Below are 26,823 nucleotides of genomic sequence, written 5' to 3' on the forward strand. Positions count from 1 at the left end.
ATAATGCTCAGGTTGGTGAAACCTACGCCATGATTAAAGCGTTGAATAAGCTCACAGGGTTAGGTATGCCTAAAACGATAGAAATAGCCTAATAATCACCCATACTGGCCGTTTCTATCTGAGATCCAATTAGGAAACAAAGCCCAGAAAAGTAGTAAGAATCACACAGAATTAACCGAGTGATTACGCTCACACACTTAAAGACTTAACATTACAAATTCAACTCCCTACAGATTGTTTACAGTTTTGAAGCTCGAAAACGACGACAAACAATACATTTTGCTTAATCCTTGATCGCGCGATCGTTTGCGTTAAAAAATGTGATGAAAGTCTCACTTAACTGTTTATACTTCTCTTCCGGTTTTAAGCCGGTGCTTAGCCAATACAAGCCGTCACATGGATATGTGAATGACCCCACGGACCGGACCAGCTACGTTCCACTGCTTGTATAAGGTGATTTTTTACATGAACAACTCGTTGTTACATTCGCTAACCCTGTTAGCTCCTTCATCGCGTAGCGTTTTGCTTGCGGTTCTTTGTCCTGTTCCTTTGATGTCATTTGCTTGGCTCATGTTCACTCTTTAAGGATTACTAGGACACATTATGAATATTCTATTTGGTTTTGTCGGTGTTCTTGCACTGATTGCTTGCGCGTACCTGTTATCTGAAAGTCGTTCTTCAATTAACTGGAAAACGGTCTCTCGTGCACTATTACTTCAAATCGGTTTTGCAGCCTTAGTATTGTATTTCCCTTGGGGACAACTGGCGTTAACAAGCCTAAGCAATGGCGTTTCGAGTTTGCTTGGTTTTGCAGACGTTGGTATCGCTTTCCTATTTGGTGATCTGGCTACTGAAGGTTTCATTTTCGCGATTCGCGTACTTCCAATCATTATCTTCTTCAGTGCTTTGATCTCTGCGCTCTATTATTTAGGCGTTATGCAGAAAGTGATTCAAATCTTGGGCGGAGCGGTGCAAAAACTGCTGGGTACAAGTAAAGCTGAATCTCTGGTTGCTACAGGTAATATCTTCCTTTCTCAGGGTGAGTCTCCTCTTCTTATTCGTCCCTTTTTAAAGTCTATGACTCGTTCGGAACTGTTTGCTGTAATGGCAGGTGGTATGGCGTCGGTAGCGGGTAGTGTACTTGGTGGTTATGCTGGCCTTGGTGTTGAGCTTAAATACCTTATCGCTGCAAGCTTTATGGCGGCTCCGGGCAGTCTGTTAATGGCGAAGATCATTGTTCCTGAGCGCAGCACACCAAGTGATTACGACCATATCGAACTAGATAAAGCTGACCAAAGCAACGTGATTGATGCATTGGCAAGCGGCGCGATGAACGGTATGAAGGTTGCGGTAGCGGTTGGTACTATGTTGGTTGCATTCGTGAGTGTGATTGCGATGGTCAACACTGGCCTAGAAAGCCTAGGTGAAACGTTCGGTTTTGCGGGTATTACGCTACAAGCTATCTTTGGTTACCTGTTCTCGCCTCTTGCATGGCTGATCGGTATCCCAAGTGACGAAGTATTGATGGCGGGTTCTTACATCGGTCAGAAGATCGTTATGAACGAGTTTGTTGCTTTCATCGACTTCGTTGAGAACAAAGCTCTGTTATCTGAACACAGCCAAGTGATCGTGACTTTTGCTCTATGTGGCTTTGCTAACATTGGTTCTATCGCGATTCAGTTAGGTTCAATCGGTGTTATGGCACCAGAGCGCCGTGCTGAAGTTGCAAACTTAGGTTTGAAAGCTGTAGCTGCTGGTACGCTAACAAACCTAATGAGTGCATGCTTAGCGGGTATTTTCATCCTGCTTTAAGCTATATTCAGTTAAAGCGGACACTTTACTTACGGAGTTAACGTAAGGAGGGTGTCCGCTTTTTTGTGCCTGTTAATCAGGCGAAATCAGGTTTTGGCCGTCGACTGTGATTTGTCTATCGTGAGTAAAAGCTCACTCGGAAGAGTAATAGAGCCAGTTCCTTTTATCCGATATACTTGAATATCATCAGGTTGCGATTAATAACATTCGGCTTCGATTAAGAACATTCGATTTCGATTGAGAACATTCGGTTCCGACTAAGCATATCCGCTTTCGATTAGGAACAATGGCAACCAAGCTAAATTAATCAAGGGTCTCTCCATGAACATTCGCGTTCTCATCGGTCTTATTGTTACCTTCATTGGCTTGTTTGCGATGGTTTACCTAATTGCTGGCGGCGCTCAGTTTCCTATCTACCAGTGGCCAAAAGAGGCTTATCTCGGTTTGGTGTTCAGCGTGGTGTGGGGGGCTGGTGTCGCAGCGTCTGTAGCGTATTTCTTCTCGGCATTGGTGTTTGTTACTGTCGCCGTGGTTTGCTATGCGATCGGTTATAAAATCGGTGGGCTCTTTTCTTCAAGTTCTAAAGCTTAATCTTATCAAGGTGTGCTGATGTTCATTGAAGTAGGGCTGATTTGAATGCACTGGCTCGATCGTTGGAAGGTGTATCGCTATCATCGGAAACAAACTAACCGCTCGAATGGCGACAAGGCTAAAGCTTTAGGTTGGACTAGCGAAGAGAGTCAATTGTGTCGCTTTGAAGTAATCGCTCGTGCGGCGGACTTCGAAAAGAAGAGTGTTTTAGATTTGGGTTGCGGCTATGGCGAGCTGTTTGAACTGCTCGACAGCATCTATCGTATTCAATCTTATACCGGCGTTGACCAACACGCAGGCTTTCTTAAGAAGGCGAAGCAAAACTACACAGAAGATCGTTGTCAGTTTTTGGCGGGTGATATGAGCAAAATGAACCTTGAGGCGCACGACATTGTCATCGCTAGTGGTTCACTGAACTACATCTCTCGTGATTCTGATTATCTGACAAACATGATTACTCGCATGTATGAACTGGCGAATCAGACGGTGATTTTTAATCTTCTCAACTCAAGCCAGTATCCTTCGCGTAATACCTTGATGAGTTATCACCCTCAAGGTGTCTATGGTTTCTGTAAAACGCTCTGCGATGATGTCTCTTTAACGGAGGGCTACGCAGAAGGGGATTTTACGATAGTGATGAACAAAGCCGTGTCAGGAGCTTGATGTCGTCTTTGTTTTTATCTTTACGCAGGTTTTGATATTAACAACTTTTGATACGAGTACTGACGTAGTAAACAGCAAAAAGCCGCAGCCTTGAAAGGTATGAGGCTTTTTGGGTTCTATGATGAACCTAGGCTAGGTATGTTGCTAGTTCTTCGGTGGTTGGTTTTTAATGAGTCCGTAAGGGATGTTAGTAAACACCTTAGGGTTGCCTTCATAAGTCGGCGCTTCATTCACTTGCTGCCAATCGAGTAGCATGATTGCTAATACGTTGCGGTGTTCACCGTACTCAAGGTCAAAATCGCCAGTAATTGAAGGGATCATGCCTTGTTTCTCATCGATTGAAGCTTGAATCGCGAGTCGAGTTTTCTCTAGAACTGGGTCATCTTCTAAACCTGCCAATAAGAAGGTTAATCCAACCTCAGCAATTACATCTTCTTTCGCACGCAGCAGAATCGTATCGATGTTTTCTCTAAAGTAATCGTAGATCCATTGATGGTCTTGTTCGCTTACTTGATGTTGGTAATATTCTGAGTCGCCGAAGATGACGTGTGTCATACCATAGATCTTATTGCCGAATTGCTGGCTTGAGAGTTTTTTGTCTTTATCGTCTGGATACGCTTTTTTGAAGGTATCGACAAACTCATCAACGATATCCTGCTCACCCAGTTGGCGCAACCAGTAAACCTGATTCGCTAATTGAGCGGCCCACGCTTTCACCATGTCTTCATTGGTCACGTATCGTGAGAAGTCATAGCGACGAATGATTTCGCGTAGCTTGGCATCGTTCTTGTGTTCTAAACCGTATTCGTTAGCACGAGCCATAGAGCCTAGAAGGTCAACACCAAGGTAAAGGTATTCAGGCATGTGCTTGGTGATGTTGTAGCGTCGAATACTGCGCTCATCGTTATCACCAATATAAGATGCAACTCGCTTCTCTGAGTAGAGTACGATTTGTTCCATGGTTTGAACGTCATTCGACAGGGTGCTGAGCTTGCTTGCCACTCGAGCCATGTCGCTCCACACCGCCGCTGAATACTTATCGTCTAATGTTTGACGATACATGCGCAGCCCGTAGTGACCTTCTTTGAATGCAGGCAGGGTGTAAAGCTGGCTTTCGTAGGTGGTGCGAATTAGGTCTGCAGATTGCTTGAAAGATTGTTCTTGAGAATTGAGCGAATCTGCTTGGGATTGAACGTTCACTGCGGTTGGCGCTTGAACGTTTTCTTGTGCGTGAACGGCAACCGAGGCTGATAGCAATGTACACAGTGTGATAGTTTTTAACTTCATGTCGTGAGGTACCAAGCTGATTATTAGTCTATGTAAAATAACATTGATGAATCCTTCAATGTAAGCGTTGAGTCAATACAATGTAAGCTTTATAAGGTTCACTAACCCTTTTTGATTAAACCATTCGTTTAGTAAAGAAGTTTGAAGTGATGGATCACTCAATATTTGATAGATAGTCGACGTCAGTATGGATTTTTAATGACTTAGCGGCATACTGGGGCAATAAGCCAGAAATGAGCCGTTATAAGGCAGTATATAGAACAATAGTGTTAGAGGTTCGTAAATGCCAAGTGGTTCTAGCAAGCAGTGGTCTGCCAGAGTAGTATCTTTTCTTTTTTTCCTTGCGATAGTAAGCGCAATTGAGTTCTTTCATGCCAAGCAATTAACTTTTCTTAAAAACGAATCGTATTCAGAGGCAAAAAAGCAACTATCCATTATTCGTTCTCGGATTGAAGCCGCGATCGTGTCAGATATGTATATCCTCAATAATTTCTCGACCTTAGTGACCATCAACCCCGATGGTGAGGTGAAAAATTGGGATAAGATTGCTGAGAATATCATTCAAGATGGCTTCCATATTCGACTTATCGGACTCGCCAAAGACGACATTCTAAACTTTGTTTACCCGATGGAAGGTAATGAGCAGATTCTCGGTATTAATTATCGTGATCACCCAAATCAATGGGAGTCTGTTGAGATAGCCCGTAATCTTGGCAACACCTTTATTGCCGGTCCTTTTGAGCTGTTTCAAGGTGGACAAGCCCTCATTGCACGCACTCCGATCTTCCGAGACCCGCCTTTCAATCAAGATTACTGGGGTGTCTCCAGTGCTGTTATCGGTTTAGATGAGCTGTTTGAAGATGTTGGAATCGGCAAGATAGAGAACAAGTATGAATTAGCAATTCGTGGTGCAAACAGTTCAGGGAAAGATGGCGCTGTCTTTTATGGCACTCAGGATGTGTTCGATAATGCGTTCGCCACTGAACAGGTGAGTTTCCCATACGGGGGTTGGTACCTTGCTCTCTCCGGTAACGAACATGTATTGATGGATGAGCCTTGGTATCGAATCCAAGCGGTAAGGCTGGTAGGCTACTCCATTATATTAGTGTTGGCGTTTGCCTTCTTTACTATTTATCGTCTGTACCGGATTGCAGATAGCCGCTCTATGCATGATGAGCTAACGATGTTACCGAATCGTCGATACTTCATGTATAGCCTCAAACAGGCCTTCAAAACCACTCAAAAACAGAGAGCGAGAACCTTTGCCGTTGTAAATATCGACCTCGATGGGTTTAAAGCAATCAACGACACTTATGGTCACGCGGCAGGCGATCAGGTATTGATTGAGTGTGCTAACCGCATAAGAAGTGAGCTGCGTGTTTCAGATATCGTTGCAAGGATAGGCGGTGATGAGTTCTTGGTCTTGTTGCCGCGCATCATCGATGATCAACACGTATCTTCAATCGTGACTAAACTACGAAAGGCGATATGCTCGGCGCCAGTTGTGTACGAAGCGCACTCTATTTATCTCAGAATCAGTGTGGGTTGGGTTATTCACAATAGTAACTACAATGATGTCGATGCGCTCTTGAAAGCCGCTGATGAAAAAATGTACGAACAGAAGCGACAAGTTATCTAGGTTGAATTTTAGCTGCGATTAGAATTTAGTTGCTGAATGGGGGGAAAAGCCTCAGAATACCGCGCTTTGCTCCGTATCAATGTATTTGATGAGCAAAAGCTGAAGCAACGCACTTTTTAACGTGTTGCTCATACTAAATGTTATTCAACTGAGAAAATAATCTATGAGTTTTACCTCCCTTGGCCTTTCTGAACCGATCCTTAAAGCTATTGAAGCACAAGGTTACGATAAGCCATCACCAATACAAGAGAAAGCCGTGCCAGCTGTCCTAACGGGCAAAGATGTTATGGCCGCTGCTCAAACAGGTACAGGTAAAACTGCAGGCTTCACGCTACCTATTCTTGAAATGTTATCGAAAGGTACTCGCGTACGTCAGAACCAAGTTCGTGCGCTCGTGCTAACGCCAACTCGTGAGCTTGCTGCGCAAGTGAATGGCAGCGTAGTGAAGTACGGTATTAACTTACCGCTGACTTCGACGGTAGTGTTTGGTGGTGTGAAGATTAACCCTCAGATGCAAAAACTGCGTAAAGGTAGTGACGTGTTGGTGGCAACACCTGGTCGTCTACTTGACCTATACAACCAAAATGCAGTGCGTTTTGACCAACTAGAAATCCTAGTGCTAGATGAAGCGGACCGCATGCTAGACATGGGTTTCATCCGCGATATTCGTAAGATCTTAGCTTTCTTGCCTAAGAAGCGTCAGAACCTACTGTTCTCAGCGACGTTCTCTGATGATATCCGCAGTTTAGCGAAAGGCTTAGTGAACAATCCTGTTGAGATTTCAGTAAGCCCTGCAAACTCGACGGCAAAAACGGTTGAGCAAAGCATCTACCCAGTAGACAAAAAGAAAAAGAGCGCAATGCTAGCGAAGCTAATCAAAGATAACGATTGGCGACAAGTGTTGGTGTTCAGCAAGACGAAACACGGTGCGAACAAGCTTGCTCGCTTCCTTGAAGAGCAAGACATCACTGCTGCACCTATTCATGGTAACAAGAGCCAAGGTGCACGTACTAAAGCCTTAGAGAACTTCAAAACAGGTAAGGTACGAGTACTTGTTGCAACTGATATTGCTGCTCGTGGTATCGATATCCCGCAACTGCCTCAAGTAGTTAACTTTGATCTTCCTCATGTATCAGAAGACTATGTACACCGTATCGGTCGTACTGGCCGTGCTGGTGAAGTAGGTAAAGCGATTTCATTGGTTTGTGCGGATGAAGTGGGTGAATTGTTCGGTATTGAACGCCTGATTCAACAAGTGCTAGAGCGTCGTGAACTGGAAGGTTTCTCTCCAGTAAACAAGTTGCCTGAGTCTCGCTTGGATTCACGTCCAATCAAGCCTAAGAAGCCGAAGAAAGCAAAACAGCCACGTGAGCATGCCGATGGTCAACGTTCTGGTGATAACGCTCGCGGGCACAAGCCAGCAGGTAAGAACAAGCGTCATGTAGCTGGCAATGGCTCAGCGCCAAAACGTAAGCCAACGTCTGGAAAGAAGCCGGCTGAAAACAACTCAGCCGCGACAGCTGAAGATAAATCAGTAAGAAACAACGGCAGCAACTTTAAACGCGGTAGTGCGGGCAATAAACCTGCTGCAAATAACGCAGGTGCTCAGAACACTCTGAGCAAACCAAGCGGTGCGGGTAAATCTAACGGTACTGGTAAGCCAAACAACGCGGGTAAACCTGCAGGCAAACCTAAGAAGTCTGGTTACGGCGGCAGCTACGGCCCAAGCAAGTCGTCAAATAAGCCGACAAGCAACAAACCTTCGACAAACAAACCGTCTCGAAGCCGTTCTAAGCCAGCTCCTCAGAAGTAATCTTTTCTGAGATATTGAAAGAGCAACGAACATGAGTCGCTTTATAAAAAGGCGTCTCGTGGGTTAAGTTCTTTCTGTCATAGAAATCGAATAAGCGCGAATATTGAATCTCAATGTTCGCGTTTTTTTATGGGCGTTGTTTAGGGTGTTGTTTATGTTGAGTAACCGTATAGCTTGAGTAAGCTAGGGGAGGTTTATTGCTGTTTAAAGTGATTGAATCTAAGGGAAATATGACATTTTTGGGAAGGGTAATGAATCTTTAATTATTCATTAATAATAACATAATCACTAGCGTTTTTGTTGAATTTTGCAATTTGCAATTCCAGTTTGCAAAACAAACAAGGATATCCGGCCAATACGTGTCCAGATGCGTAGTAAATACGTGTTTTAAAAGTTGGCACGCATGCTGCATTAGTAATGGTGACCCTTCTTAAGCCGAGGGTCACCTAGCCAACTGACGTTGTTAGTGAACCTTTCTTGTTCACACAAAATATATGACCAATCACCCTTATTGTGATTGGTTTTTTTTTGCCTGAATTTTAGGTTCTATTTTTTGTTATTACTTTTTTACTCACCACACTTCGAGTAACAGCTTGGTTGGCGTGGGCATTCTCCACCTCTGGAGCAGATAAGCCTCGCCTCTGTCTCAATCCCACGTTCAATCCAATTTATATTTAGAATCTTGGCTATTGTCGTGAGATCTTTTTTGATGTTACGCGGAATTGCCACAGAGCCACCATTGTTAACGCATGACGCTTTAAGCTGCTCTGCTATGTCTCTTGAATTACCGCCTTGAGCATCAATTGCAGGGTTGAGATCTATACCAGCACACAACACACGATTGTTACCCGCAGGATCCGTCATATTGATGGATTCACAGCAGTAGATTCTTGGCTCATCACCCACGTTCAAAATGGAGATTTGAGCCGAGCTTCCCGCTCGAGGTTCTGATAATCGACGGAACACAGCCCAATGTTGACATGGGTCAGCGACCGTTCTCATATTTCCCCAAGGTAGCGGAATCCCGTTCCCGCGATATACCGCCTTGAGTTTCCCCGGCCCATAAGCATCAAAGTAGTGCCAGTGAGGGTAGGGCGATACTACAGTCATTCGACGCATCGCAACAGAGGGGGAAACCCCTGCTCTTTTGTGAACGTCGATTTCGTAACCAGTGCGGTCAAGTAGCTGCCTAAACGGTACTTTCGGGCACAGAAGTGCGCCAGCAAAGAAGCTGGATTCAAAGTCTCGCCATGCTTGAAGAATATCTTGGGAGTTGAGCTGTGAAGAGCCTGATACCTGGTTGTCGTCCCACGTGTTGTTGTTACCGACCGACAACACACTCTTTAGGCCTTCTTTGCTGTGCAGAATGCAATGACCGATATAAACCGAAAGGTCGTATTTCAGACGAGTTGGATACTCTTTAAGAATCTCGTTTAAGAAGATAGTACCGGGAGGCTCAAAGAAGGAGGTCACTAACTGCTTAGCGTTAATTCCGAGCTCATCGACTACGTCTTGCGGCGTGCGCGTCACCCAGCGGATGTTGATTCCTAGGCTTCTAGCGATGTCTATCAGGTCTTCTACGCTGAGGTTAAGACGTTTTAAGCCTACCTCTTCCGCAGCGCGCTCAAGGTCAGGGAAGTGGTTCTGGTTGCTCTCTTGGTGTGCTCGAATCAAGAGGTGCGCAAACTGGCGGCCTGAAATGCCCGTTTGTGACAGCATCTCAGGAATCGCAATTTGCAGGATGTCGTTTGAGAATAGGAAGCTCGGCTCGAGCGCCATGCCACTTATCCCACCACGATTCCCCTTATCAGGAGCAATGGCTTGTTGTTCAGATTCGTCGTCGAGGAACCACGTCGGATTCTTCTGAAAGACCTGTGCAATCACTTCCAGCATATCGATGCTCGGAACCCGCTTTCCACGTTCAATCATTGAAAGGTAAGAAACGGAAGGAGCACATTCTGGGTCGATTCTAATACAACGCGCAGACAGGTCTTCCATCGTTAAATGGTTACGTTTTCTTAGGTTACGTATTTTCGTACCTAGGAAATGTGACTGACGAACTAAACTTTTTGACAAGGCCATATTTGTAAAATTCACATTGTAAAATTTTTGTTGTGAAATTGTATGTAAAAAAGCGCTAATCTACAAACTAAGCAATTCACAAAATGACAAATAAATTAAACGTTAGTTTGGAATAATTGCTCTAGGACACATTTTTGCTGTAGAAATCGGTGGTTATCACCGGACTGGTCAAGAGGGAAAGACTATGAATATGCTTACATTCGATAAAACAGAAATCCAAAAACAATCAAAGCCATTTATCGCTGAAGCTGTCTTTGCCGTGGAGACAATCAATGCTAATCAGCAAACTGAAAAGCAAGTGAAAGCAAAGCAGCTGCTTGATCGACTATTCCCACTAGAGAATGGCTCACATCAAGACGTAACTAGCTACGTAGTCGATTACCGCCATATTATGGCTTACTTTAAAGACGGTCAGCACAGCGGTCTGAAGCACCCTAAGCAGTTTGTAGCGTACATGGGTGAGAAGAACGACCCAGACTCTATCTTGTTTCGAGATGGCAGTGGCAGCCACCTAGAGGTGATGTTTGGTTGCCACAAAGGGACAGGTTGTATTGAGCTAGTAGAAATTGATGATATTCAGTTGGAGTCATGCACCACGTTTGGCCAATCACCAATGGAAGCAACAACCACAATGCGTGAAGAGACCATTGCAGCGATGCGCCACTGGATCAGTTTGATTCAAGGTGACGCAAAGGGTAAACCAAAGGCATGCAGTGAAGATAAAGAGTTCAGAGCAAAGAGTGGTGAAGACTACTGCTTGAATTATTGCTTCCAGATCTAACGGTGAATCCTAGTTAGCTAAAGTAATTTATACAACTAAAGAAAAAGCCCCGAAGATAATGTCTTTGGGGCTTTCTAGTCTCAATACGAGCCGACTAATATGTCGATAAGAGCATTGTTGGTGTGTTTTACAAAGGCATGACTCGGTTACGGCCAAGTGATTTCGCTTCATAAAGTAGCTTATCAGCACGTTCAATCAGCGATTGAGCTGATTCGCCGGGTTCAAGTTCAGCGACACCAAACGATGCAGTGATACTGCCGACTTGTTGACCACTGCGGCGATCTTTAATCGACAGCTTTTCTAGAGAGCGACGATTGGTATCAGCGAGTTGACGAGCAATACGCAAAGACTTGTTAGGCACAATCAGCGCGAACTCTTCACCACCAAATCGATAGGCAGAAATACCTTCACGGCAACTTAACTTCAGCTTGCGAGCGATCGCTTTAAGCACCATATCGCCAAACAAGTGGCCATAGGTGTCGTTGAAATTTTTAAAGTGGTCGATATCGAGAAGAATCAGACACAAAGATTGTTGTGCTTCACACAGGGTTTCTATGTCACGGTCGAAAGAGCGACGGTTATAGAGTGTGGTTGTACTATCGAAAAGCGCATCTTTCTGAACTTCTACTAACTGGGTTTTTAGCTTGGTGATCTCTGAGGTTGCAGAGTTTAGCTGAGAGTTTAAAAACTGAGTAGAGTGACGAATATGACGGGATTCAGACACCAGCTGTCGAACTAAGGACATGACTTCATCAATAGATAGGCTTTCATTATCAACACGAGCCAAGTCCTCGAAGCTTTTATCGATCATGTCAGAAAAAGCGGAGGTGTCGGTCAGGGTGTCATTCATTGAATTGGAAACTTCAGAAACTAACAGTTCCAAATTAGCGCGAAGGTCATTGATATTGGTTTCGGATTTGCTGGCAACATAATTGTTGTATAGCTGCTCACCAACGGCAGGAGGACAAATACCGTAGTGTTCTAAAACACCATCCATGTCTTGAGTCAGCTGGGGAATAGCGTTATCGACATAGGTGTACCAAAGTGCGTAATTTGCAGGTGTCGTTGACACCCTGTTCTTCATCATAAGAGGCACCGCTTTTTTTAGATTTGCGGTGGATTTCTGAAATTCGTCTTTGTTCATTATTTTTACTGCAGATACCAAAACAACTAAGCCACTTGCGAACAAGGTTAGCGGATTTCGAAGGTCTTTGCTTTAAAAATTATATGATTAGTGGATGAGGGTTGGATAAATAACTCATTTTTATTATGAATATCGATTGCGTATTCATAAGCGTAATCTAATGGATTGTTCTTTAACCATATTTGGGCTTATCAAACTTTCGGCGTAGCGTGAGTTAGTATCAAAAGATTACTGAGAATTAAGTGTTGTCTAGGGAAGTGCATACAAAAAGTGACGTAAATTGATCGTTGAGCTTTAATTGAGAAAGTCTAGGTTGAGGACGCTTGGCTGGTGATTTGCATTTGTTCAGAGTTTACGGGGGAAAGCCTGTATCGAGAGGGGAAATGTTTATAAGCAGGCATAAAAAAGCGCCGATAAAAATCAGCGCTTTAAAATTCTTTTTAGCTATAAGAGCTAATTATTGAGCAACAACGTTTGCTGCTTGTAGGCCTTTTTGACCATTTTCAACTTCGAAAGAAACCTTTTGGCCTTCTTTCAGAGTTTTGAAGCCTTCAGAAACGATTGCACGGAAGTGTACGAATACGTCAGCGCCGCCGTTGTCTTGAGAAATGAAACCGAAACCTTTCTCTTCGTTAAACCATTTTACAGTGCCAGTATTTGTGTTAGACATAATTTGTCCCTTATTCATAAATTTTCTAAGTTGTTGATTGCATTTAATGCAATGCGCTGATAATTGAATTATTTAATATTGCTAAGAAATAAGGAAAAACTACTTACAAAAACGGGTAACGATTTTACATGTCAATTTTTTACTATTCATCTAACTTAAATAACTCCGGCTAACAGAGCGAGAGCATGTTAACACAGTCTTTTGAGATGTACACGCATTGCTTAAGAAATTTGTGCTTTTTTTTGTCATACCGTGCGAATGTACAAGATTTACACTGATTTAGTGATAGTTTTGTCGCTTCGTCCAACACAACAAAAGGAAGCATCTCAGCTTCCTTTTGATCATTAGTATAGACGATATTAACGCTTAAAGTTGATATCTTCAGTTTGATCTAAATTTATTTTTGTTTTCGCTGGTTGAGTCTCTGCAATCACCTTACCGTGGCGTATTGAGTACTGCACTGGTACTTGGCGGCGTACTGCATCAAAGCCATTGTCAGCAGGAAGAATCAGCAAGCTACCTGGCTTACCTTCTTCGATACCGAAGTTGTCTTGAATGTTCAATGTGCGAGCAGAGTTCTTGCTGATCAAATCAAGTGAGTTGTTGATTTGGTCGTAGCCCATAACCTGTGTTACATGCAGTCCCATGTGCAGAACTTGAAGCATGTTCGCTGTGCCCAGTGGGTACCATGGGTCAAACACATCATCGTGGCCAAAACAAACGTTGATGTCTGCTGCTAGCATCTCTTTAACGCGCGTTACACCGCGGCGTTTCGGGTAATCGTCGAAACGGCCCTGTAAGTGAATGTTCACTAGCGGGTTTGCCACGAAGTTGATACCTGACATCTTCAATAGACGGAACAGGCGAGATGTGTAAGCACTGTTGTACGAACCCATTGCAGTGGTGTGGCTAGCAGTTACTTTCTCGCCCATTTCAAACTTATGAGCAAGGGCTGCTAATGTTTCCACAAAGCGAGACTGTTCGTCGTCGATTTCATCACAGTGAACGTCGATCAGACAGTCGTACTTGCGTGCAAGCTCGAACACATAATGCAAAGATTCAACCCCGTATTCACGAGTGAATTCGAAGTGAGGGATAGCACCGATAACGTCAGCGCCGATCTTCACTGCTTCTTCAAGCAACTCTTTGCCGTTAGGGTATGAAAGAATACCTTCTTGAGGGAATGCAACGATCTGGATGTCGACCCACTCTTTCATCTCTTCACGAACTTCAACCATCGCTCTTAACGCAACGAGTGTTGGGTCAGACACATCAACGTGTGTACGAACGTGTTGAACACCGTTAGCTATCTGCCATTTCAGTGTTTGCTTGGCACGAGACTTTACGTCTTCGATTGATAGCAGTTCTTTGCGCTCAGCCCAACGCTCAATACCTTCAAACAAAGTGCCAGAGATGTTCCAGTTAGGCTCACCAGCAGTTTGAGTAGTATCTAGGTGGATGTGCGGTTCACAGAAAGGAGTAACTGCAATGCCACCTTCAGCATCAAGGATGTCGCCTTGATGATTGATTTGCGCGCCATTATCGAGAATGCGAGAAAATTGACCATTTTCAATCAGAATCTGTTTCAAGCCTTCTTGGTCTTGAAGTTTCGCGTTCTTGATTAATAAGGTTGTCATAGTGTGTCCTTAAGCGGCCTGAGATTTCAGAGCTTTTTTGTTCAATAGAGGATTAAGCACGAGGTAACTGATTGCACCACCTAACACTGCGTTCAAAGGAACAACGCCAGGTAGGAAGTGACCAGCGGCTACGCCTGTTGCTACCGCGATAATGCCAGCCCAGTTAACGGTTTGGAACTCTGCATTTGCAAAATCTTTGTAACGTTTACGGTTCGCGAAGAAGTCGGCGATGATTACGCCACCAATTGGTGGAATCGCCAGCGAAAGGAAGGTTAACCAACCAACGAAGTTGTTGTATAACCAAAGTGCGAAAATCGTACCGATAATGCCGTTAATGATTGACATTGTAGTACTTGAGCGACCAGTGATGTTAGATAAACCCAAACCGGATGCATAAAGTGCATTTTCATTGGTTGTCCAGATATTCAAGCCAAGCACGATGATGGCTGGAAGCAGCAGACCTTGCGCGATCATCACATCTGAAATATCAGCCTGACCGGTTGCTGCTGCTCCTGCTGCGCCGAAGATAAACATCAGCGAGTTACCGATGAAGAACGCAACCATAGTAATTAATACTGCGCTTGCTGGCTTTTTACCAAAGCGAACGAAATCGGCCGTTAACGTACCCGCACTTACGAACGAACCTACAACCATTGCAAGAGCCATTGAAAAGTCCATTGGCGTCTCTGGTTTAATAAGTTGCAATTGCTCTAGTCCACCAACACTGTCTACCGCAGTCAGTACTGAGTAACCACCCAGAATCGCAATCGCAGGCACTGCAATCGCTGAAAGCACCATTAGCGCTTGAATGCCGAAGTACACTGTACCCGTCATCAATAAGCCAGATACGATAATCAAGGTGTTGGTATCAATGCCCGTTGCTTTTTGTACTGGAATAGCAAACATCGCAACACCCACACCAAACCAACCGACTTGTGTACCACCAAGTAAAGCAGAAGGAAGCCATGAGCCTTTAGTACCGAAAGAGAAACGAGCAAGGAGGTGGGTAGAGAGGCCAGTAGATGAGCCGATGTAGCCAAGAAAAGAAGTGTAAATACCGAGGATTAGGTTACCGATGAGAACGGCGAGGAAGAAATCGTTGAATGAAAGACCTGTCCCGAGTGAACCACCTGTCCACATACTTGCAGAGAAGAAAGTGAGTCCAAGCATTACCATGGTGAGTGAAGCGACTCCTTTCCTAGCCGATGTAGGAACCGGCCCTAGACTGTAGTTATTATCAGCAGCCATTTTTTACCTCCGCAAATGATCAAAATTAAAATTAACGGTCGCCGTATTGCAGGCAAACTTGCGCATTATGGTGATATAAATCACATAGTCAATGCTAATTTTGTCAATAATTGCCCATAAAAACCAGTTATTGCAGTAATTATCTTGTAAAACATAGGGTTATTTTCTGTCTTTATTTAAAAAAAACAAATAGAAAACGTTTTCTATAATGCGTTGGTTATCTGCTGTTCTTGGTTGGCTATGAATGCTTATTATTATACGTCTGAATGGGTGTCTGTATCGAAAAAGAGGGCGGTTGGCCAAACTGCAGGCAAAAAAATAGCCAATCGCAATAATCGCAATTGGCCTATATATTTTGTGAACAAGAATAGGTTCACTAACAACGTCAGTTGGCTAGGTGACCCTCGGCTTAAGAAGGGTCAATATATACATTGCAGTTAGTGTGCCAACTTTTAAAACCACGTAAAACGGCAGTTTTATAGCAATCTGGTGCGTATTTGAGCGTTTAATTTGCGTTTTTGAAATACCCAATTGCAAAATGCAATTGCGATTTGCAACTTTAGAGTGTTTATTCGTTTTTCGGGTTTGTGTTCTTTCTGGCGACGAATGGTGAAATAAACAAAAAGCCCGTGCGATCTAAGAGCGCACGGGCTTGGGTATTGTTTCACCAATAGGAAGTATTAGATGGAGTAGAAGAAGTACAGTTGAGACTTCATTCTAATGATGATCCCGCGTATTACGTCTAGGAACGCCATAAAGCTGATAGGCTTCTCACCGCTTACCCACGCTAATCCGACAGAGCCAACAGGAATATCGTAACCCTCTGCCTCATCAATTTTTAAACGAACAAAGTGGTGCTTGTTCTGAAGGTTTTTGCCTGTGGTAACACGAACCTGCTCATCGATACCCAGCAAACTTGCTTGCGCTTCACCAGTGGCTTCTACAATGCCTTCTACGGTTGCAGAGAACACTTTTCCTGGGTATACCGCTGTCGCAAATTCCGCAGGTTGACCGACCTTAATATTACGAATCGCTTGGTGGTTAACTCGCATCAGCACGTACTTCTCTTCGGTATACATCTGGATACGAGGCATCATTGAAACGCGCTGACCTTCACGAAGAATAAAGTTCGTTACAAAGCCGTCAGTCGGTGCCGTGACTTTGGTGCTGTTCAAGTCCCATTGTGCTTGTGTCAGTGTTGCCTTTGCTGAATCGACCTCAGTTTGCTTCTTGCTCACATTGGTTTCAGCTTTGTGGATGTTCAACTTCGCATTCTCGGCATCGACTTCTTTCTTGCTAAGCTGAGATTCCAATGTCGTAACGTTATACGTCGCTAAGTCTACCTTTGCTGTTTGTTGGTCGATGTCAGTTTCAGTGATCGTATGTTCTACCACTTTGTTTTGCTTCTGGTAACGATCAAGCGTCTTTGACTGCAGTACTAAGTCTGTTTTAGCCGAATCTATTTGTGCGACTGAAGCTTTGATGTCTTCAAGCGCCGATTGATAGCTGACTTTTGCAATGCTCACTTCTTGACGAGCTGTGTCTAAAGCGACCTCTGCAGATTCAGGTTGAACGCTGGCTTTGTCTCTTGCGATGACATATTTAGTGTCATCAATTTCGTAAATTAGCTGTCCTTCAGTCACATCCTGGTTTGGGTCGATGTGGACTTTGGAAGTTTTTCCCGACACATTAGTTGAATCGGGACGCAGCTGAATATGTGGAGACTGAACCACTGAGCCTCCCGATATTATCTTGAAGCTGGCTGATAGAGTGGATATTGAAAGGCTAGGTCCTCTCTCTAACTGGTTTTTCTCGGGGCACGATCTGGCGTCGTCTATACGCCGAGTTAACATCGGGTTGCACTGTTTGCAGTCCGGGGCTTTTCTATATGGCGCTCAAGTCGGTAATTTCATCAAATGGTGCTACGACAATCCTGCTTATACTGAGGTGGGTAAAGTTCATGACTCAATTCGAGTTGCCATCTTTATGATGAAGATATTAAGGCGTTACTTGGGAGACGACTTTACTCCCGCAGCCGTCTCTATCGCAGGTTATCGCGAGAACACTCAACTCTATCAAGAGTATTTTGGGTGCAATATTCAGTGGGGCCAGCCACGAACTGAAATCTGGATACCAAGCCAGTCGAGGTTATCGAGCAATCAAGCCCCTTCTAGCGGCAAGATGAGCTTGGCAATGAACTTTCATGACTTAGATAATTACCTCAACATGCCTGATGCCGCGGATGAGCATAAGGTGACCTATGAGATGATCAATTACAGTCGCCATTTCGGCCTGCCAACACTGCATAAAGTGTCGAGTTTGCTTGGGTTATCTGAACAGCAATTTCAACGTCGATTGCATAACTTAGGCATCAACTTTTCTACCATTATGGGCTATGCGTTAAGTAATGTGGCGGTGGAGTTGTTGATGTATTCAGTGCCAATAGATAAAGTCGCGACGAGGCTCGGCTATACCAATGTCGCGAGCTTTAATCGGATGTTTAAGAAACATCGAGGTTTGACACCCAAGCAATATGTTGAGCGCCTAAAAACTGGCCTTTAACTATTCAGAGCTAACTTATGGTTCGTTTATGGATCAGGCTGGACAAGTAAACCATCCCCCAAGTACTCAAAATGAAAGGGGCGGTGAGTGGTAACAGTGACAGTTCATGAAAACCAAGTGTGATGAGACAGCTTAACAGCATGCCTAATAGGATTAACGGCCAACGGATTCGCGGATAGGGCACAAGTGCTAAAGTGGCAAGAATGGCGTTGTACCCGTAAAGACCTTGGGCTACCAGTTCGTTAGAAGCGCCAATCAACCCGCTAAATACGGTGCTAATTATTACTGCGAGCATAACCCAAATGGCATGCTTGATATTGTTGAGTGCGATGGCGACTAAGATAACGAGCCCCGACAACGCATTTTCGATGAAGCTGACTTGGCTTATCCCTTTTAACAACGGGATCACCACTGTCGGCAGGTTGAACCACGAGTTAGCCTCAATACTGATGAGTGGCATCAGTGCGGAATCAGGTGCAGAAAACGCTGACAGCTCAAAGGTTGATTGGATAATATAAATCAGCCAAGTGGTGAGGATAAAGGCGCTAGTGTAACCGCGATATTTCTCAAAACTGAATACGATGTGGGCAATCGGCACCGTGAGTAATGCACCTAACGCAGTCACTAAAGCCAATAATGGTGTCACACCAAAAAAGTTACCGATAAATAAACCAATCAAAGCGCCATTTAGCGCGTACATTCCACTATCAATGTCGTCAACTGACTTGTTGGTGTTGGTGTTGGTGTTGGTGTTGGTGTTGGTGTTGGTGTACATATAGCCATAGAAAGCTAATGCATAGCTGCAACTGGCGCCAAGTAAGGTAAGAAAAGCCAGCGCCAGTGACTCAATAGAAATGGCAAGCAACAGCAAAGTCGACGTCATGATAGACGGTGTGAAATAGACTTGCCCAATGCCATTGAGCAAGCCTTGAAACGGCAGAATATCCTTGTTCGTTTTCATCGTCTGATTACATTATTGAGTCATGTTAAATTTTTGTAATTCAGATTGTATACAATTTTATCAAGTTCACCATCTTCGAGTGTTAATTCTGATACCAGCGTTCACCATAAGCTTGTTGGTAATCTGGTGTTTCAATGATGCCTTCTTGTTCTGGAACGGTTTCTAACGGCCCAACAACAGTTCTATAGGGTAATACGCCAGCCCAAACTGGAATGTCCATATCGGCTTTATCATCATTCACTCCATGTTTACCAATCTTCACGGAAGCTTCTGTTAAAGGTATCGCCAACAACTCGGTCGCAGTGAGTTCTTTTTCATTACTGAGCCTCACTTCATCGGTTCTGCCCGGTGCGATTTGCTCAATAAAGATATTCAACAAGCGACCCTTTTCTTGATTGTCATCGATGACTGAAAATGACCCCAATACCACAGCAGAACGATAATGCGCACTATGATGAAATGCCGAACGAGCCAGCACCCAACCATCGAACAAGGTGAACGTTAAACAGGTTGGTTCTCCCTTTTTTAGTCCTTTTAGTAGGCGACTGTTTTTAGCTCCATGAATGTAGACTATATCACCCACTCGCCACGCGAGCATCGGGATGACCATTGGTCCTTGTTCGCCCTGCAATGCAATGTGTGCGATTAAGCTCTCATCAATAATTTGGTGCAGTTTCTCTTGTTCAAATACGGCTTTGTGAGCCCCTTTTTTAATCGTGGTTCTTTTCGTGTTAGATAACATAATCGCTCCTTAATCATTGCCTTTTAATTAATGTAGCGATTAACTGGTCTATTAAATAGAGCCACTTTTAAACACTATTTGGATCCAGTTATGCAGCCTATCGATGTCGGTGATCTACAGTTAGACGAACAACACGGCACGCGTCAAACCGCCTTGTTCCACGCGATAAGAGAGAAGATCGTTCAAGATTTATGGAGCAAGGGCAGTAAGTTACCTTCAACACGTAAGTTGGCTGTCGAGTTATCGGTGAGTCGAAATACGGTGATTTATGCGTACGAACAACTGGTTACTGAAGGCTATATCGAGAGTAAGCAAGGCTCAGGGTTTTATGTCTCGGTTGAACAACCAGAACACTTTCTAAGTTTGTCTAAGCCAAACAGTGTTCAGGATCCGAAGGTCAAACAAACAGTCAGTAAACCGAGTACAAACATAGCGACACCTAACGACAATAACCGCAGCTTTGCCCCAGGAGTTCCTGACTTAGATGCGTTCCCTTTTGCGAAATGGCAGAGGTTGCTGCAACGTCACTCTACACGTCAGAACATTGCGGGCAATCAAGAGGTTCAGGGAAGCTCAGCCTTGAGGGAAGCGTTGAGTGGGTATCTTGCAAGCAGTCGTTCCGTTCATTGTAATGCCGACAGAATCATCATCACCGCAGGTGCGCAGCAAGCCATCTCAATCGGATTAATGGCAACGTTAGCGATGGGCGACAAAATCCTCGTGGAGGAACCCGGTTATCGACAAGTACATAAAATTATCGATCTGTTGAGACTAGAGTTAGAAGGTGTAAGTGTGCGTGAAAAGGTGGGGTTGGATATTGAGAAAGTGTTGGCCAGTAATGCTAAGGCTCTGTATGTCACACCGAGTAACCAATACCCAATGGGCACGACTTTAAATACTGAGCAGCGCCTTAAACTGATCGATTGGGCCAATCAACATCAGTCATGGATCATTGAAGATGACTATGACAGTGAGTTCCAGTTTGCTCATCGCCCTTATACCTGCATGCAAGGGTTGGCGGGAAAGTTGGGGTTCGATGATCGCATCATCTATGTCGGCTCTCTGAGTAAGGTTATGTTCAATGGCCTTCGATTAGGGTACTTAGTGGTACCAGAAAGTCTGGTGGCGAAGTGTCTTGAGATCAAAGACGCGCTTACTGGAGACACGGCGTCCCACACACAGGAAGCTTTGGCGGATTTTGTTCGAGAAGGCGACTTGCTGCGTCATATTAGAAAGATGCGTCGGTCATACAAACTCAAGTATGAAGCCATGATAGAAGCGATTGAAAGCGAGTTTAACGGTGATCTTGAAGTGATCAGTCAGGCAGCAGGGCTACATGTGACCGTGAAGTGGTATCAAGGTATATCTGAGACTGAATGGAGTCATAGAGCTGAGCTTGAAAATATCATCATTCGTCCGTTTGATTTTTATGAATATGGATCAAGTGATGCTCGTGATTGGAGTGGGGTGGTGTTGGGGTTTGGAAATATCCGATTGGCTGACATAAAGCCGAAGATCAAACAGATCGCTCGGCTTTTTTATCAGTAATATTGGTAGGGCTTGTTTACCATTTTCTGATTCATCACGAATCGAGTTACAACTTGTCGATAGAGACGGTGGGTTTACCTTTACCTAGCCACTTCCGCCAAGGGAGTGACAATGTCACAAAAACAGTCACAGCATAGAGCATCGACCAACTTAAACAGATAAACACCAAGGTACAGATGACCAATGAAAGCATGGCAGTGTATCTAGATGCGCCTGTTAGTAATCGGCAAGCGGCTAACATTGCGAGCAGATAAACCAGAACAAAAATACCGTTGGCGAGCTTGAGAAAGAACTCAAGGTCTAAATTAGACAGCTCACCAATCACACACGAAATAAGCACGACAAAGCCAATTGCTAACGTTGGGTAGAGCGGTACGCCGCGGCTGTTCAGTTGAGCCATTCGACTTGCAGGGCTGTGTTGGCGGGCCTGAGCCCAGATCATCCGAGACAGGCTTTGTGTGTAAAGGTTTAGGCTGGCAAAGCAAGCAAAGAACCCCAGCACGCTGATGACGGTTTTGAAGCCATTACCAAACAGTTGTTCTGTTACCCAAGGGATGGATGCGGCATCGAATTCAGATGAACCGAAAGCACCCAGCTTAAGAATCACTACTGAACAAGCCCAGTACACTAGCCCCGCAACAAAACAGCCTGCAATGATGGCGATTGGGAAGTCACGTTGTGGATTTTTGAATTCCTCTCCCATGTGAGCAAAAGCTTCTATTCCGACAAAGCACCAAAACATGACAGCTAAAGCAGCGCCGATAGACCACATTGAATTGGATGAGATGGCAGGAAGAGCAACATCGGTTGCCGTGATGTCGGCTTTCCAAACAAAAGCGCTGACTAAGGCAAAAATCGACAATGCGATCACGGTTTGCAGTCGGCCAGAAGATTTACTGCCCATCAAATTGACGGCAATAAGCAGGGCGACGGTAAAGGATTGAGCACCAAGTGGTGTATCGAGAGGTGCGGGTAACAATTGTTGAGCAAAACCACCAGCCAGTGCAATGGCCGCTGGAATACCGACAGGAATAACACTCACAAACAACCACGCCACGCTTGTTTCTAATCGCTCGCTAAACGCCTGGCGCACAAAATAGGCAGTACCACCTGCATTCGGGTAGCGTTTTCCTAATGATGCGAAGGTCAGTGCAATCGGGCAAATAGCGATAAACAGGATTAACCAAGCGAGAAGAGACAACTGTCCTGCAATGCCTGCTGCGATCGCAGGGATCATAAATAATCCAGTGCCTAGCAAGGTCGTCGAGAGTTGTCCGATTCCTGAAATAAGCGTGATTTCTTGTTTGAGTTGTGTCATTCGCTCTCCTAGCTATTTGATTCTGGTCACGGTCTTCCAGTAACTTTCTTCTGGTGTGTGAGAAGTTATGATTGAGAGCATACATTGTTGACATCAATAATACAGCTAGCGAAACGTCGTAAGACACCGTCATTTTAACGGTATTAATCCGATTCAGTGTGAAAGTGTCGGCTGTCAGAATGGCTGTTATAAGTAGGAAAGTTGTGTCAAATTAGGCGTTATAAATAGAACAATAAATGAAAAGAATCAGAAGCATGGATAAATTTGATCGCCAGATTTTGGATATTCTCAAAACCAATGCACGATGCTCAGTGAGCGATATCGCCCGAGATGTCAGCCTCTCGCGCTCAGCGGTGAACGCCAGAATCAAGAAACTGGAAAGCGACAAAGTGATTACGGGCTACTGCGCTCAAGTGGCAGAACCCAACCAAACGAAGAATGTGTGCGCTTATATCTTGTTGAAGTTCGACATGTCGAGTAGTGACCATAGTTGTGAGTCTTACGCGAAACAAATCCAGAGTATTGATGAGGTGCAATGGTGCCACTCTATTAGCGGTGAGACAGATATGATGTTGTACGTGGAAGTGGAAAGCATGGAGAGCTTGAACCGAGTTCGCGATCAGCTGCAAAGTTACCCGGATCTTCGCCACTTAATGACTCATACGGTTTTGACCGAGTTTTTCAACAAACAGAATGCGACGGTGCATTCATGTTAGGCAATATCAACTTAAACCTACTGCGTTCACTGCATGTACTTCTTGAAGAGTGTCATGTGAGCCGTGCCGCCCAACGTTTGCATATCACACAATCCGCGGTGAGCCGTCAGCTCAGCCAGTTACGTGATTTGTGTGGCGACCCTTTGCTGGTCCGTGACGGCAACAAACTGGTGCCGACCAACCGTGCATTGCTACTCAAAGGTAAACTCGACGACCTGCTTGGCGAGTTTGACCACCTGTTAGATGATAAACCCTTCGAGCCGCAAGACTGGCAGGGTGAATTGGTGTTGTCTTCGAGTGATTATGTCGCTCAGTATATTCTTCCTGTGATTGTGGCAGAGGTGTCTGCTGAAGCGCCGAACATTAATTTGGCTTATCGATTGTGGCAGCCAAACTACCTTGAAGCACTGAACGAGTCTGGGATTCATTTGGCTTCCAGTATGTTTCCCACAAAGCCAGAACATGTCTCAAGTATCAAACTTGGTGAAGATAAGTCGGTGTGTTTGATGCGAAAGTCGCACCCGTTGGCTCAACAAGCGGTTTTGAGTGCAGAAGATATTGTTCACTACTCTCACATCAAAGTGACGGGTGGTGGAGATAAAGACAGTTACGCGGACATAGCATTGAAGAAGCAAGGGCTGAAGCGAAGAGTGGCTTTACAGGTTCCGTTCTTTTCATCTGCTGGTACTGTGTTATTGCAAGACGACTATCTGATGATCGTGCCAGAACATATCGCCTATAACCTAGGTCGACACCTCGATACTACCTACTTTTCGTTGCCATTTGATACGGAAATGCATACCTATTGGTTAATGTGGCATCCTAAATATGACAACGACTCTGCCCACAAATGGGCGCGAGAAAAAGCATTCCAAGCCATGCAAAAGTCGAGTTACAATATCAGTATGACTTGAAATCATAGGTGTGATGATAATCTTTGATTTCAAATAATACCTCCTGCGAATTATGGTAAGTGCCAAGTATTGAGTATTAAGCGTAGAGCGTTCAGCTGGAACGCTTTATTTTATTAGGAATGGAATGATGACAGTAACAATTTGGTTTTCTTTATTAGCGATTTGCTTGTTGGGTGCAATGTCTCCGGGCCCAAGCTTGGCGATGATCGCTAAACACAGTTTGGCTGGTGGCCGTATGAACGGGCTTATCGCAGCTTGGTCACACGCTGCTGGTATCGGTATTTATGCGTTCGCAACCATTGTTGGTTTAGCCGTTGTGCTTGAGCAATCCCCAATGTTATTTAAAGGTATTAGCTTAGCGGGGGCTGCTTATCTGCTTTATCTTGGCGTTAATGCGTTACGTTCGAAAGGTGGTGTTGCCGCGAAATTAGAAGCGGGTGAAAAGATGAGTTACATGCAGTCTGCTCGTGAGGCTTTCTTGATCTCTATCTTGAGCCCAAAGATCGCATTGTTCTTCATCGCTCTGTTTAGCCAATTTGTAGCGCTAGGTAATGAACTGACCAATCAAGTGATTATTGTCTCAACGCCGCTGATTGTCGACGGCCTTTGGTACACCTTTATCACATTGGTGTTGTCTAGCCCATTGATTGTTGAGCGTATTCGCTCGAAAGCTCAGTTGATTGATCGACTATCTGGCGTGGTGCTGATCCTGCTTGCTGTTCGCGTGGTGTGGACGATATAGCAGTAAACGATAAGAATAAGTAACTAGGGTCTGTTAACTTTTAGTGGTTAAATTTTGTTCGAGATAGAATCGTTTTAGGCGCGGCAAGGAGTATGTAGCCTAGTCATTCTAAGTTAATACTTCTTAACAAAGCATAAAACGATTCTAGCCGAACCCTTCGGGCAGCCTTTGTGGTTCATTTCTACTGCGTTATCGGCTTCTCATGTAGGCTAGCTACACTTCAAAGCCTCTGCCTTGTAGAAATTTCCCACAAAGTGCTGCAAAAATCAGCTCTAAAGGTCAACAGACCCTAGACGTTCACCAGAAACGACACTCATTAAAAAAGGCTCACTAGACGTTATCTAGTGAGCCTTTTTGATTTCTCTGGATTAGCTTTTGGAAGACTTGAGCTTATTAGCCTTCAGAGTTCAGTACGGCATCTAGCTTCGCCATCGAGTCTGAGAAGTAGGGGTTGTAGGTCAAACGCGCATGGTTCTTCCCTTCTTCACGATAGCCCCAAGCTGAGTACCAAACCTCACTGGTTGCATTGCATTGTTCTTCAAACCCTTCTGCCTGACCATTGGAGCAAATCTTCTCGCTACCATTGATTCCGTAATAAGGGTTGTTTGGTGAGAACAGTAAGCCCATGTGAGAGCCGTTCGAGATGCGTTGCTCTGGGATCTTCATGCTGTACTGAACAGCGCGAGGATCCTCGAGAGTCGTCTCTCCTTGCCAAACCAACACATTGTTTGGATTCGGCATAGATTCAGTAAAGGCTTGCTGAACGTAGTTGGTGTCAATCACGCTGTCGCCTTCACTCATCATAATAAAAACTGGTTTATCGAAGTGTTTATCTTGTAAGTCACCACGTACGACTTCTGATGTCTCGTAGTAAACCGATGCACCATTCATTGGCAACGAGTTGTAACGCAACACATTGTCTTCAGGATCTTGATCCGCCCAAGTGACAAAGTAGCTTGCTAGTCCCGCGTATTGAACGGCAGACGAGCTCGGTTGAAACGCAGGTGAGAACAGCAGTAACCCAGAGATCTTTGGATCGTTCATCGCCTGTGAAGTCACGAGGTTCGCGCCGGTTGAATAGCCGCCTAGCCAAACAGAATCATACTCTTGCTCAAGTAACTTCGTATGATGAGCCACCACACCTTGCCAATCTTCTAGGCTCGGCTGCATTAAATCACCCACGCGACTGCCGTGACCCGGAAGTAATACGGTTCTCACTAAGTAACCTTGCTCTGCCAAATGGGTAGCGATGTCTTTAAATGAGTAAGGTGAGTCGCCTAATCCATGAACCAATAATACCGCCTTGCCGTTTGGCGAGGTTGGTTGATACTCGGTTGGTGAATTGAGTTGGATCTCAAGTTGCTTGTCTTCCGTCATGAACACGCGGTTTTTCAATAACCAATCTTGTGTGTCATTGACGTAGGCATCAAAGCTGTCTTGCTGATAGCTAGGCAAGTCTGGAGATGTTTCGTAAGCGGGTATCGGTGTCTCGTTGGAACAACCAACGAGACTTAAAGTCGTTAAGGCCAGCAGTGCTAGGAGGGGCTTTCTTTGCATTATGTAATCTTGTCTCTGTTGTGCTTTCACTATGTCTGAAACTAAAGTTTAGGTTACTTTTTGCTTGAAAGGTCTTCGTATTCACCTTCAATAACACCGGCATCATTGGTTGATGACTGACGAGTGTTCATATGAGCTGCGAAACCTTGTTTCTTCATTTGATTCTGAATGCGCTTGCCAGTAATTAAAGCTGCAATAGCTAAAGGAATAGCAAGGATCAAGCTTGTGAATAACGCCAAAAGGCCAGTAAACAATGCAACAATCGTAACTAATATATTTTTCATATTCATTCCTCTTTTTCTATGTTGTTACTTTATCGCTTCTATTCTGAACGAAACATGAACGCCGTTAATAAATCTCTGAGAGTCACTATGACACGGATGTGTGCTGTTAGGG

General features: G+C 44.5%; 22 protein-coding genes and 1 pseudogene. 11 read left to right on the forward strand and 12 right to left on the reverse strand.

Going from position 1 to position 26,823, the window contains the following annotated elements; all coding sequences use genetic code 11:
• Positions 1 to 603 precede the first annotated feature (603 nt).
• The 3 genes from AB4493_RS11440 (at position 604) to AB4493_RS11450 (ending at position 3,066) form a co-directional block, all read left to right on the forward strand.
• Complete coding sequence (locus AB4493_RS11440) at positions 604 to 1,812, forward strand: NupC/NupG family nucleoside CNT transporter (protein ID WP_372154988.1); 1,209 nt, start codon at positions 604 to 606, stop codon at positions 1,810 to 1,812.
• Positions 1,813 to 2,133: 321 nt separating this feature from the next.
• Positions 2,134 to 2,403 (forward strand): hypothetical protein, encoded by a 270-nt coding sequence (locus AB4493_RS11445; RefSeq protein WP_017064869.1) that lies wholly within the window; start codon positions 2,134 to 2,136, stop codon positions 2,401 to 2,403.
• Between the two features lie 45 nt (positions 2,404 to 2,448).
• Entirely contained in the window at positions 2,449 to 3,066 is a 618-nt protein-coding gene (locus AB4493_RS11450) for a class I SAM-dependent methyltransferase (RefSeq protein WP_372154989.1), read from the forward strand.
• A 144-nt stretch (positions 3,067 to 3,210) separates the two neighbouring features.
• Here AB4493_RS11450 and AB4493_RS11455 read toward each other — a convergent pair whose 3' ends face one another.
• Positions 3,211 to 4,353 (reverse strand): DUF3541 domain-containing protein, encoded by a 1,143-nt coding sequence (locus AB4493_RS11455; protein WP_372132907.1) that lies wholly within the window; start codon positions 4,351 to 4,353, stop codon positions 3,211 to 3,213.
• 283 nt (positions 4,354 to 4,636) lie between these two features.
• Between AB4493_RS11455 and AB4493_RS11460 the strand changes: the two genes are divergently transcribed.
• Both AB4493_RS11460 and AB4493_RS11465 read left to right on the forward strand, forming a co-directional pair.
• Positions 4,637 to 5,992 carry a diguanylate cyclase gene (locus tag AB4493_RS11460; protein WP_102398618.1) on the forward strand — a complete coding sequence of 452 codons (1,356 nt, stop codon included), beginning with the start codon at positions 4,637 to 4,639 and terminating at the stop codon, positions 5,990 to 5,992.
• A gap of 163 nt (positions 5,993 to 6,155) precedes the next feature.
• On the forward strand, positions 6,156 to 7,805 hold the full coding sequence (locus AB4493_RS11465) for a DEAD/DEAH box helicase (RefSeq protein WP_372154990.1): 1,650 nt from the start codon (positions 6,156 to 6,158) through the stop codon (positions 7,803 to 7,805).
• 567 nt (positions 7,806 to 8,372) lie between these two features.
• On the opposite strand, the gene AB4493_RS11470 is transcribed toward AB4493_RS11465, so the two are convergent.
• Positions 8,373 to 9,902 carry a DUF3612 domain-containing protein gene (locus AB4493_RS11470; protein WP_081090203.1) on the reverse strand — a complete coding sequence of 510 codons (1,530 nt, stop codon included), beginning with the start codon at positions 9,900 to 9,902 and terminating at the stop codon, positions 8,373 to 8,375.
• Positions 9,903 to 10,071: 169 nt separating this feature from the next.
• Here AB4493_RS11470 and AB4493_RS11475 point away from each other — a divergent pair, with 169 nt between their 5' ends.
• The gene (locus AB4493_RS11475) at positions 10,072 to 10,668 is read left to right on the forward strand and encodes a malate synthase (RefSeq protein WP_017060610.1); all 597 of its coding nucleotides are present in this window, start codon (positions 10,072 to 10,074) and stop codon (positions 10,666 to 10,668) included.
• A 127-nt stretch (positions 10,669 to 10,795) separates the two neighbouring features.
• On the opposite strand, the gene AB4493_RS11480 is transcribed toward AB4493_RS11475, so the two are convergent.
• The 5 genes from AB4493_RS11480 to AB4493_RS11500 form a co-directional block, all read right to left on the reverse strand.
• Positions 10,796 to 11,812: a GGDEF domain-containing protein gene (locus AB4493_RS11480; protein ID WP_017060611.1), complete on the reverse strand. Its 1,017-nt coding sequence runs from the start codon at positions 11,810 to 11,812 to the stop codon at positions 10,796 to 10,798.
• Between the two features lie 457 nt (positions 11,813 to 12,269).
• On the reverse strand, positions 12,270 to 12,482 hold the full coding sequence (locus AB4493_RS11485; protein WP_004740083.1) for a cold-shock protein: 213 nt from the start codon (positions 12,480 to 12,482) through the stop codon (positions 12,270 to 12,272).
• Positions 12,483 to 12,841: 359 nt separating this feature from the next.
• Positions 12,842 to 14,119, reverse strand: coding sequence for a cytosine deaminase (locus tag AB4493_RS11490; protein WP_102332003.1), 1,278 nt, complete (start codon positions 14,117 to 14,119; stop codon positions 12,842 to 12,844).
• A gap of 9 nt (positions 14,120 to 14,128) precedes the next feature.
• A complete protein-coding gene (gene codB / locus AB4493_RS11495) occupies positions 14,129 to 15,367 on the reverse strand; it encodes a cytosine permease (RefSeq protein WP_032545811.1) in 1,239 nt (412 codons plus the stop codon).
• A gap of 680 nt (positions 15,368 to 16,047) precedes the next feature.
• Entirely contained in the window at positions 16,048 to 17,100 is a 1,053-nt protein-coding gene (locus AB4493_RS11500) for an HlyD family secretion protein (protein ID WP_372154991.1), read from the reverse strand.
• Here AB4493_RS11500 and AB4493_RS11505 point away from each other — a divergent pair.
• Positions 17,099 to 17,929, forward strand: a pseudogene (locus AB4493_RS11505) (helix-turn-helix domain-containing protein); the annotation flags it as partial. The gene AB4493_RS11500 and the pseudogene AB4493_RS11505 overlap by 2 nt on opposite strands.
• 10 nt (positions 17,930 to 17,939) lie before the next feature.
• Here AB4493_RS11505 and AB4493_RS11510 read toward each other — a convergent pair.
• A complete protein-coding gene (locus AB4493_RS11510; RefSeq protein WP_372058065.1) occupies positions 17,940 to 18,890 on the reverse strand; it encodes an urea transporter in 951 nt (316 codons plus the stop codon).
• An 82-nt stretch (positions 18,891 to 18,972) separates the two neighbouring features.
• Entirely contained in the window at positions 18,973 to 19,632 is a 660-nt protein-coding gene (locus tag AB4493_RS11515) for a pyridoxamine 5'-phosphate oxidase family protein (RefSeq protein WP_372154992.1), read from the reverse strand.
• Between the two features lie 90 nt (positions 19,633 to 19,722).
• On the opposite strand from AB4493_RS11515, the gene AB4493_RS11520 reads away from it, so the two are divergent.
• Positions 19,723 to 21,180 carry a PLP-dependent aminotransferase family protein gene (locus AB4493_RS11520; protein ID WP_372154993.1) on the forward strand — a complete coding sequence of 486 codons (1,458 nt, stop codon included), beginning with the start codon at positions 19,723 to 19,725 and terminating at the stop codon, positions 21,178 to 21,180.
• Positions 21,181 to 21,226: 46 nt separating this feature from the next.
• On the opposite strand, the gene yjeH is transcribed toward AB4493_RS11520, so the two are convergent.
• Complete coding sequence (gene yjeH / locus AB4493_RS11525) at positions 21,227 to 22,498, reverse strand: L-methionine/branched-chain amino acid transporter (RefSeq protein WP_017066490.1); 1,272 nt, start codon at positions 22,496 to 22,498, stop codon at positions 21,227 to 21,229.
• Positions 22,499 to 22,752: 254 nt separating this feature from the next.
• Between yjeH and AB4493_RS11530 the strand changes: the two genes are divergently transcribed.
• From AB4493_RS11530 to AB4493_RS11540, 3 genes are all read left to right on the forward strand, one after another.
• Positions 22,753 to 23,214: an Lrp/AsnC family transcriptional regulator gene (locus tag AB4493_RS11530; protein ID WP_017061781.1), complete on the forward strand. Its 462-nt coding sequence runs from the start codon at positions 22,753 to 22,755 to the stop codon at positions 23,212 to 23,214.
• On the forward strand, positions 23,208 to 24,128 hold the full coding sequence (locus AB4493_RS11535) for a LysR family transcriptional regulator (RefSeq protein ID WP_017061780.1): 921 nt from the start codon (positions 23,208 to 23,210) through the stop codon (positions 24,126 to 24,128). The genes AB4493_RS11530 and AB4493_RS11535 overlap by 7 nt, the downstream gene beginning before the upstream one ends.
• Before the next feature lie 127 nt (positions 24,129 to 24,255).
• On the forward strand, positions 24,256 to 24,870 hold the full coding sequence (locus AB4493_RS11540) for a LysE family translocator (protein ID WP_017061779.1): 615 nt from the start codon (positions 24,256 to 24,258) through the stop codon (positions 24,868 to 24,870).
• 393 nt (positions 24,871 to 25,263) lie between these two features.
• On the opposite strand, the gene AB4493_RS11545 is transcribed toward AB4493_RS11540, so the two are convergent.
• Together AB4493_RS11545 and AB4493_RS11550 are read right to left on the reverse strand one after the other, a co-directional pair.
• Complete coding sequence (locus AB4493_RS11545; protein ID WP_017061778.1) at positions 25,264 to 26,427, reverse strand: carboxylesterase; 1,164 nt, start codon at positions 26,425 to 26,427, stop codon at positions 25,264 to 25,266.
• A 53-nt stretch (positions 26,428 to 26,480) separates the two neighbouring features.
• Positions 26,481 to 26,711, reverse strand: a complete 231-nt coding sequence (locus tag AB4493_RS11550; protein WP_017061777.1) for a hypothetical protein — start codon at positions 26,709 to 26,711, stop codon at positions 26,481 to 26,483.
• Between the last annotated feature and the right edge of the window lie 112 nt (positions 26,712 to 26,823).

The sequence above is a fragment of the Vibrio sp. 10N.222.55.A1 genome, assembly GCF_041473835.1.
In the GTDB taxonomy this organism is placed as follows: domain Bacteria; phylum Pseudomonadota; class Gammaproteobacteria; order Enterobacterales; family Vibrionaceae; genus Vibrio; species Vibrio crassostreae_C.

Bases quoted from the DNA above. Each gene is read 5' to 3' on its own strand.
- AB4493_RS11440 (WP_372154988.1), top strand. From the start codon at position 604: ATGAATATTCTATTTGGTTTTGTCGGTGTTCTTGCACTGATTGCTTGC.
- AB4493_RS11445 (WP_017064869.1), top strand. From the start codon at position 2,134: ATGAACATTCGCGTTCTCATCGGTCTTATTGTTACCTTCATTGGCTTG.
- AB4493_RS11450 (WP_372154989.1), top strand. From the start codon at position 2,449: ATGCACTGGCTCGATCGTTGGAAGGTGTATCGCTATCATCGGAAACAA.
- AB4493_RS11455 (WP_372132907.1), bottom strand. From the start codon at position 4,353: ATGAAGTTAAAAACTATCACACTGTGTACATTGCTATCAGCCTCGGTT.
- AB4493_RS11460 (WP_102398618.1), top strand. From the start codon at position 4,637: ATGCCAAGTGGTTCTAGCAAGCAGTGGTCTGCCAGAGTAGTATCTTTT.
- AB4493_RS11465 (WP_372154990.1), top strand. From the start codon at position 6,156: ATGAGTTTTACCTCCCTTGGCCTTTCTGAACCGATCCTTAAAGCTATT.
- AB4493_RS11475 (WP_017060610.1), top strand. From the start codon at position 10,072: ATGAATATGCTTACATTCGATAAAACAGAAATCCAAAAACAATCAAAG.
- AB4493_RS11480 (WP_017060611.1), bottom strand. From the start codon at position 11,812: ATGAACAAAGACGAATTTCAGAAATCCACCGCAAATCTAAAAAAAGCG.
- AB4493_RS11485 (WP_004740083.1), bottom strand. From the start codon at position 12,482: ATGTCTAACACAAATACTGGCACTGTAAAATGGTTTAACGAAGAGAAA.
- AB4493_RS11490 (WP_102332003.1), bottom strand. From the start codon at position 14,119: ATGACAACCTTATTAATCAAGAACGCGAAACTTCAAGACCAAGAAGGC.
- codB (WP_032545811.1), bottom strand. From the start codon at position 15,367: ATGGCTGCTGATAATAACTACAGTCTAGGGCCGGTTCCTACATCGGCT.
- AB4493_RS11510 (WP_372058065.1), bottom strand. From the start codon at position 18,890: ATGAAAACGAACAAGGATATTCTGCCGTTTCAAGGCTTGCTCAATGGC.
- AB4493_RS11515 (WP_372154992.1), bottom strand. From the start codon at position 19,632: ATGTTATCTAACACGAAAAGAACCACGATTAAAAAAGGGGCTCACAAA.
- AB4493_RS11520 (WP_372154993.1), top strand. From the start codon at position 19,723: ATGCAGCCTATCGATGTCGGTGATCTACAGTTAGACGAACAACACGGC.
- yjeH (WP_017066490.1), bottom strand. From the start codon at position 22,498: ATGACACAACTCAAACAAGAAATCACGCTTATTTCAGGAATCGGACAA.
- AB4493_RS11530 (WP_017061781.1), top strand. From the start codon at position 22,753: ATGGATAAATTTGATCGCCAGATTTTGGATATTCTCAAAACCAATGCA.
- AB4493_RS11535 (WP_017061780.1), top strand. From the start codon at position 23,208: ATGTTAGGCAATATCAACTTAAACCTACTGCGTTCACTGCATGTACTT.
- AB4493_RS11540 (WP_017061779.1), top strand. From the start codon at position 24,256: ATGACAGTAACAATTTGGTTTTCTTTATTAGCGATTTGCTTGTTGGGT.
- AB4493_RS11545 (WP_017061778.1), bottom strand. From the start codon at position 26,427: ATGCAAAGAAAGCCCCTCCTAGCACTGCTGGCCTTAACGACTTTAAGT.
- AB4493_RS11550 (WP_017061777.1), bottom strand. From the start codon at position 26,711: ATGAAAAATATATTAGTTACGATTGTTGCATTGTTTACTGGCCTTTTG.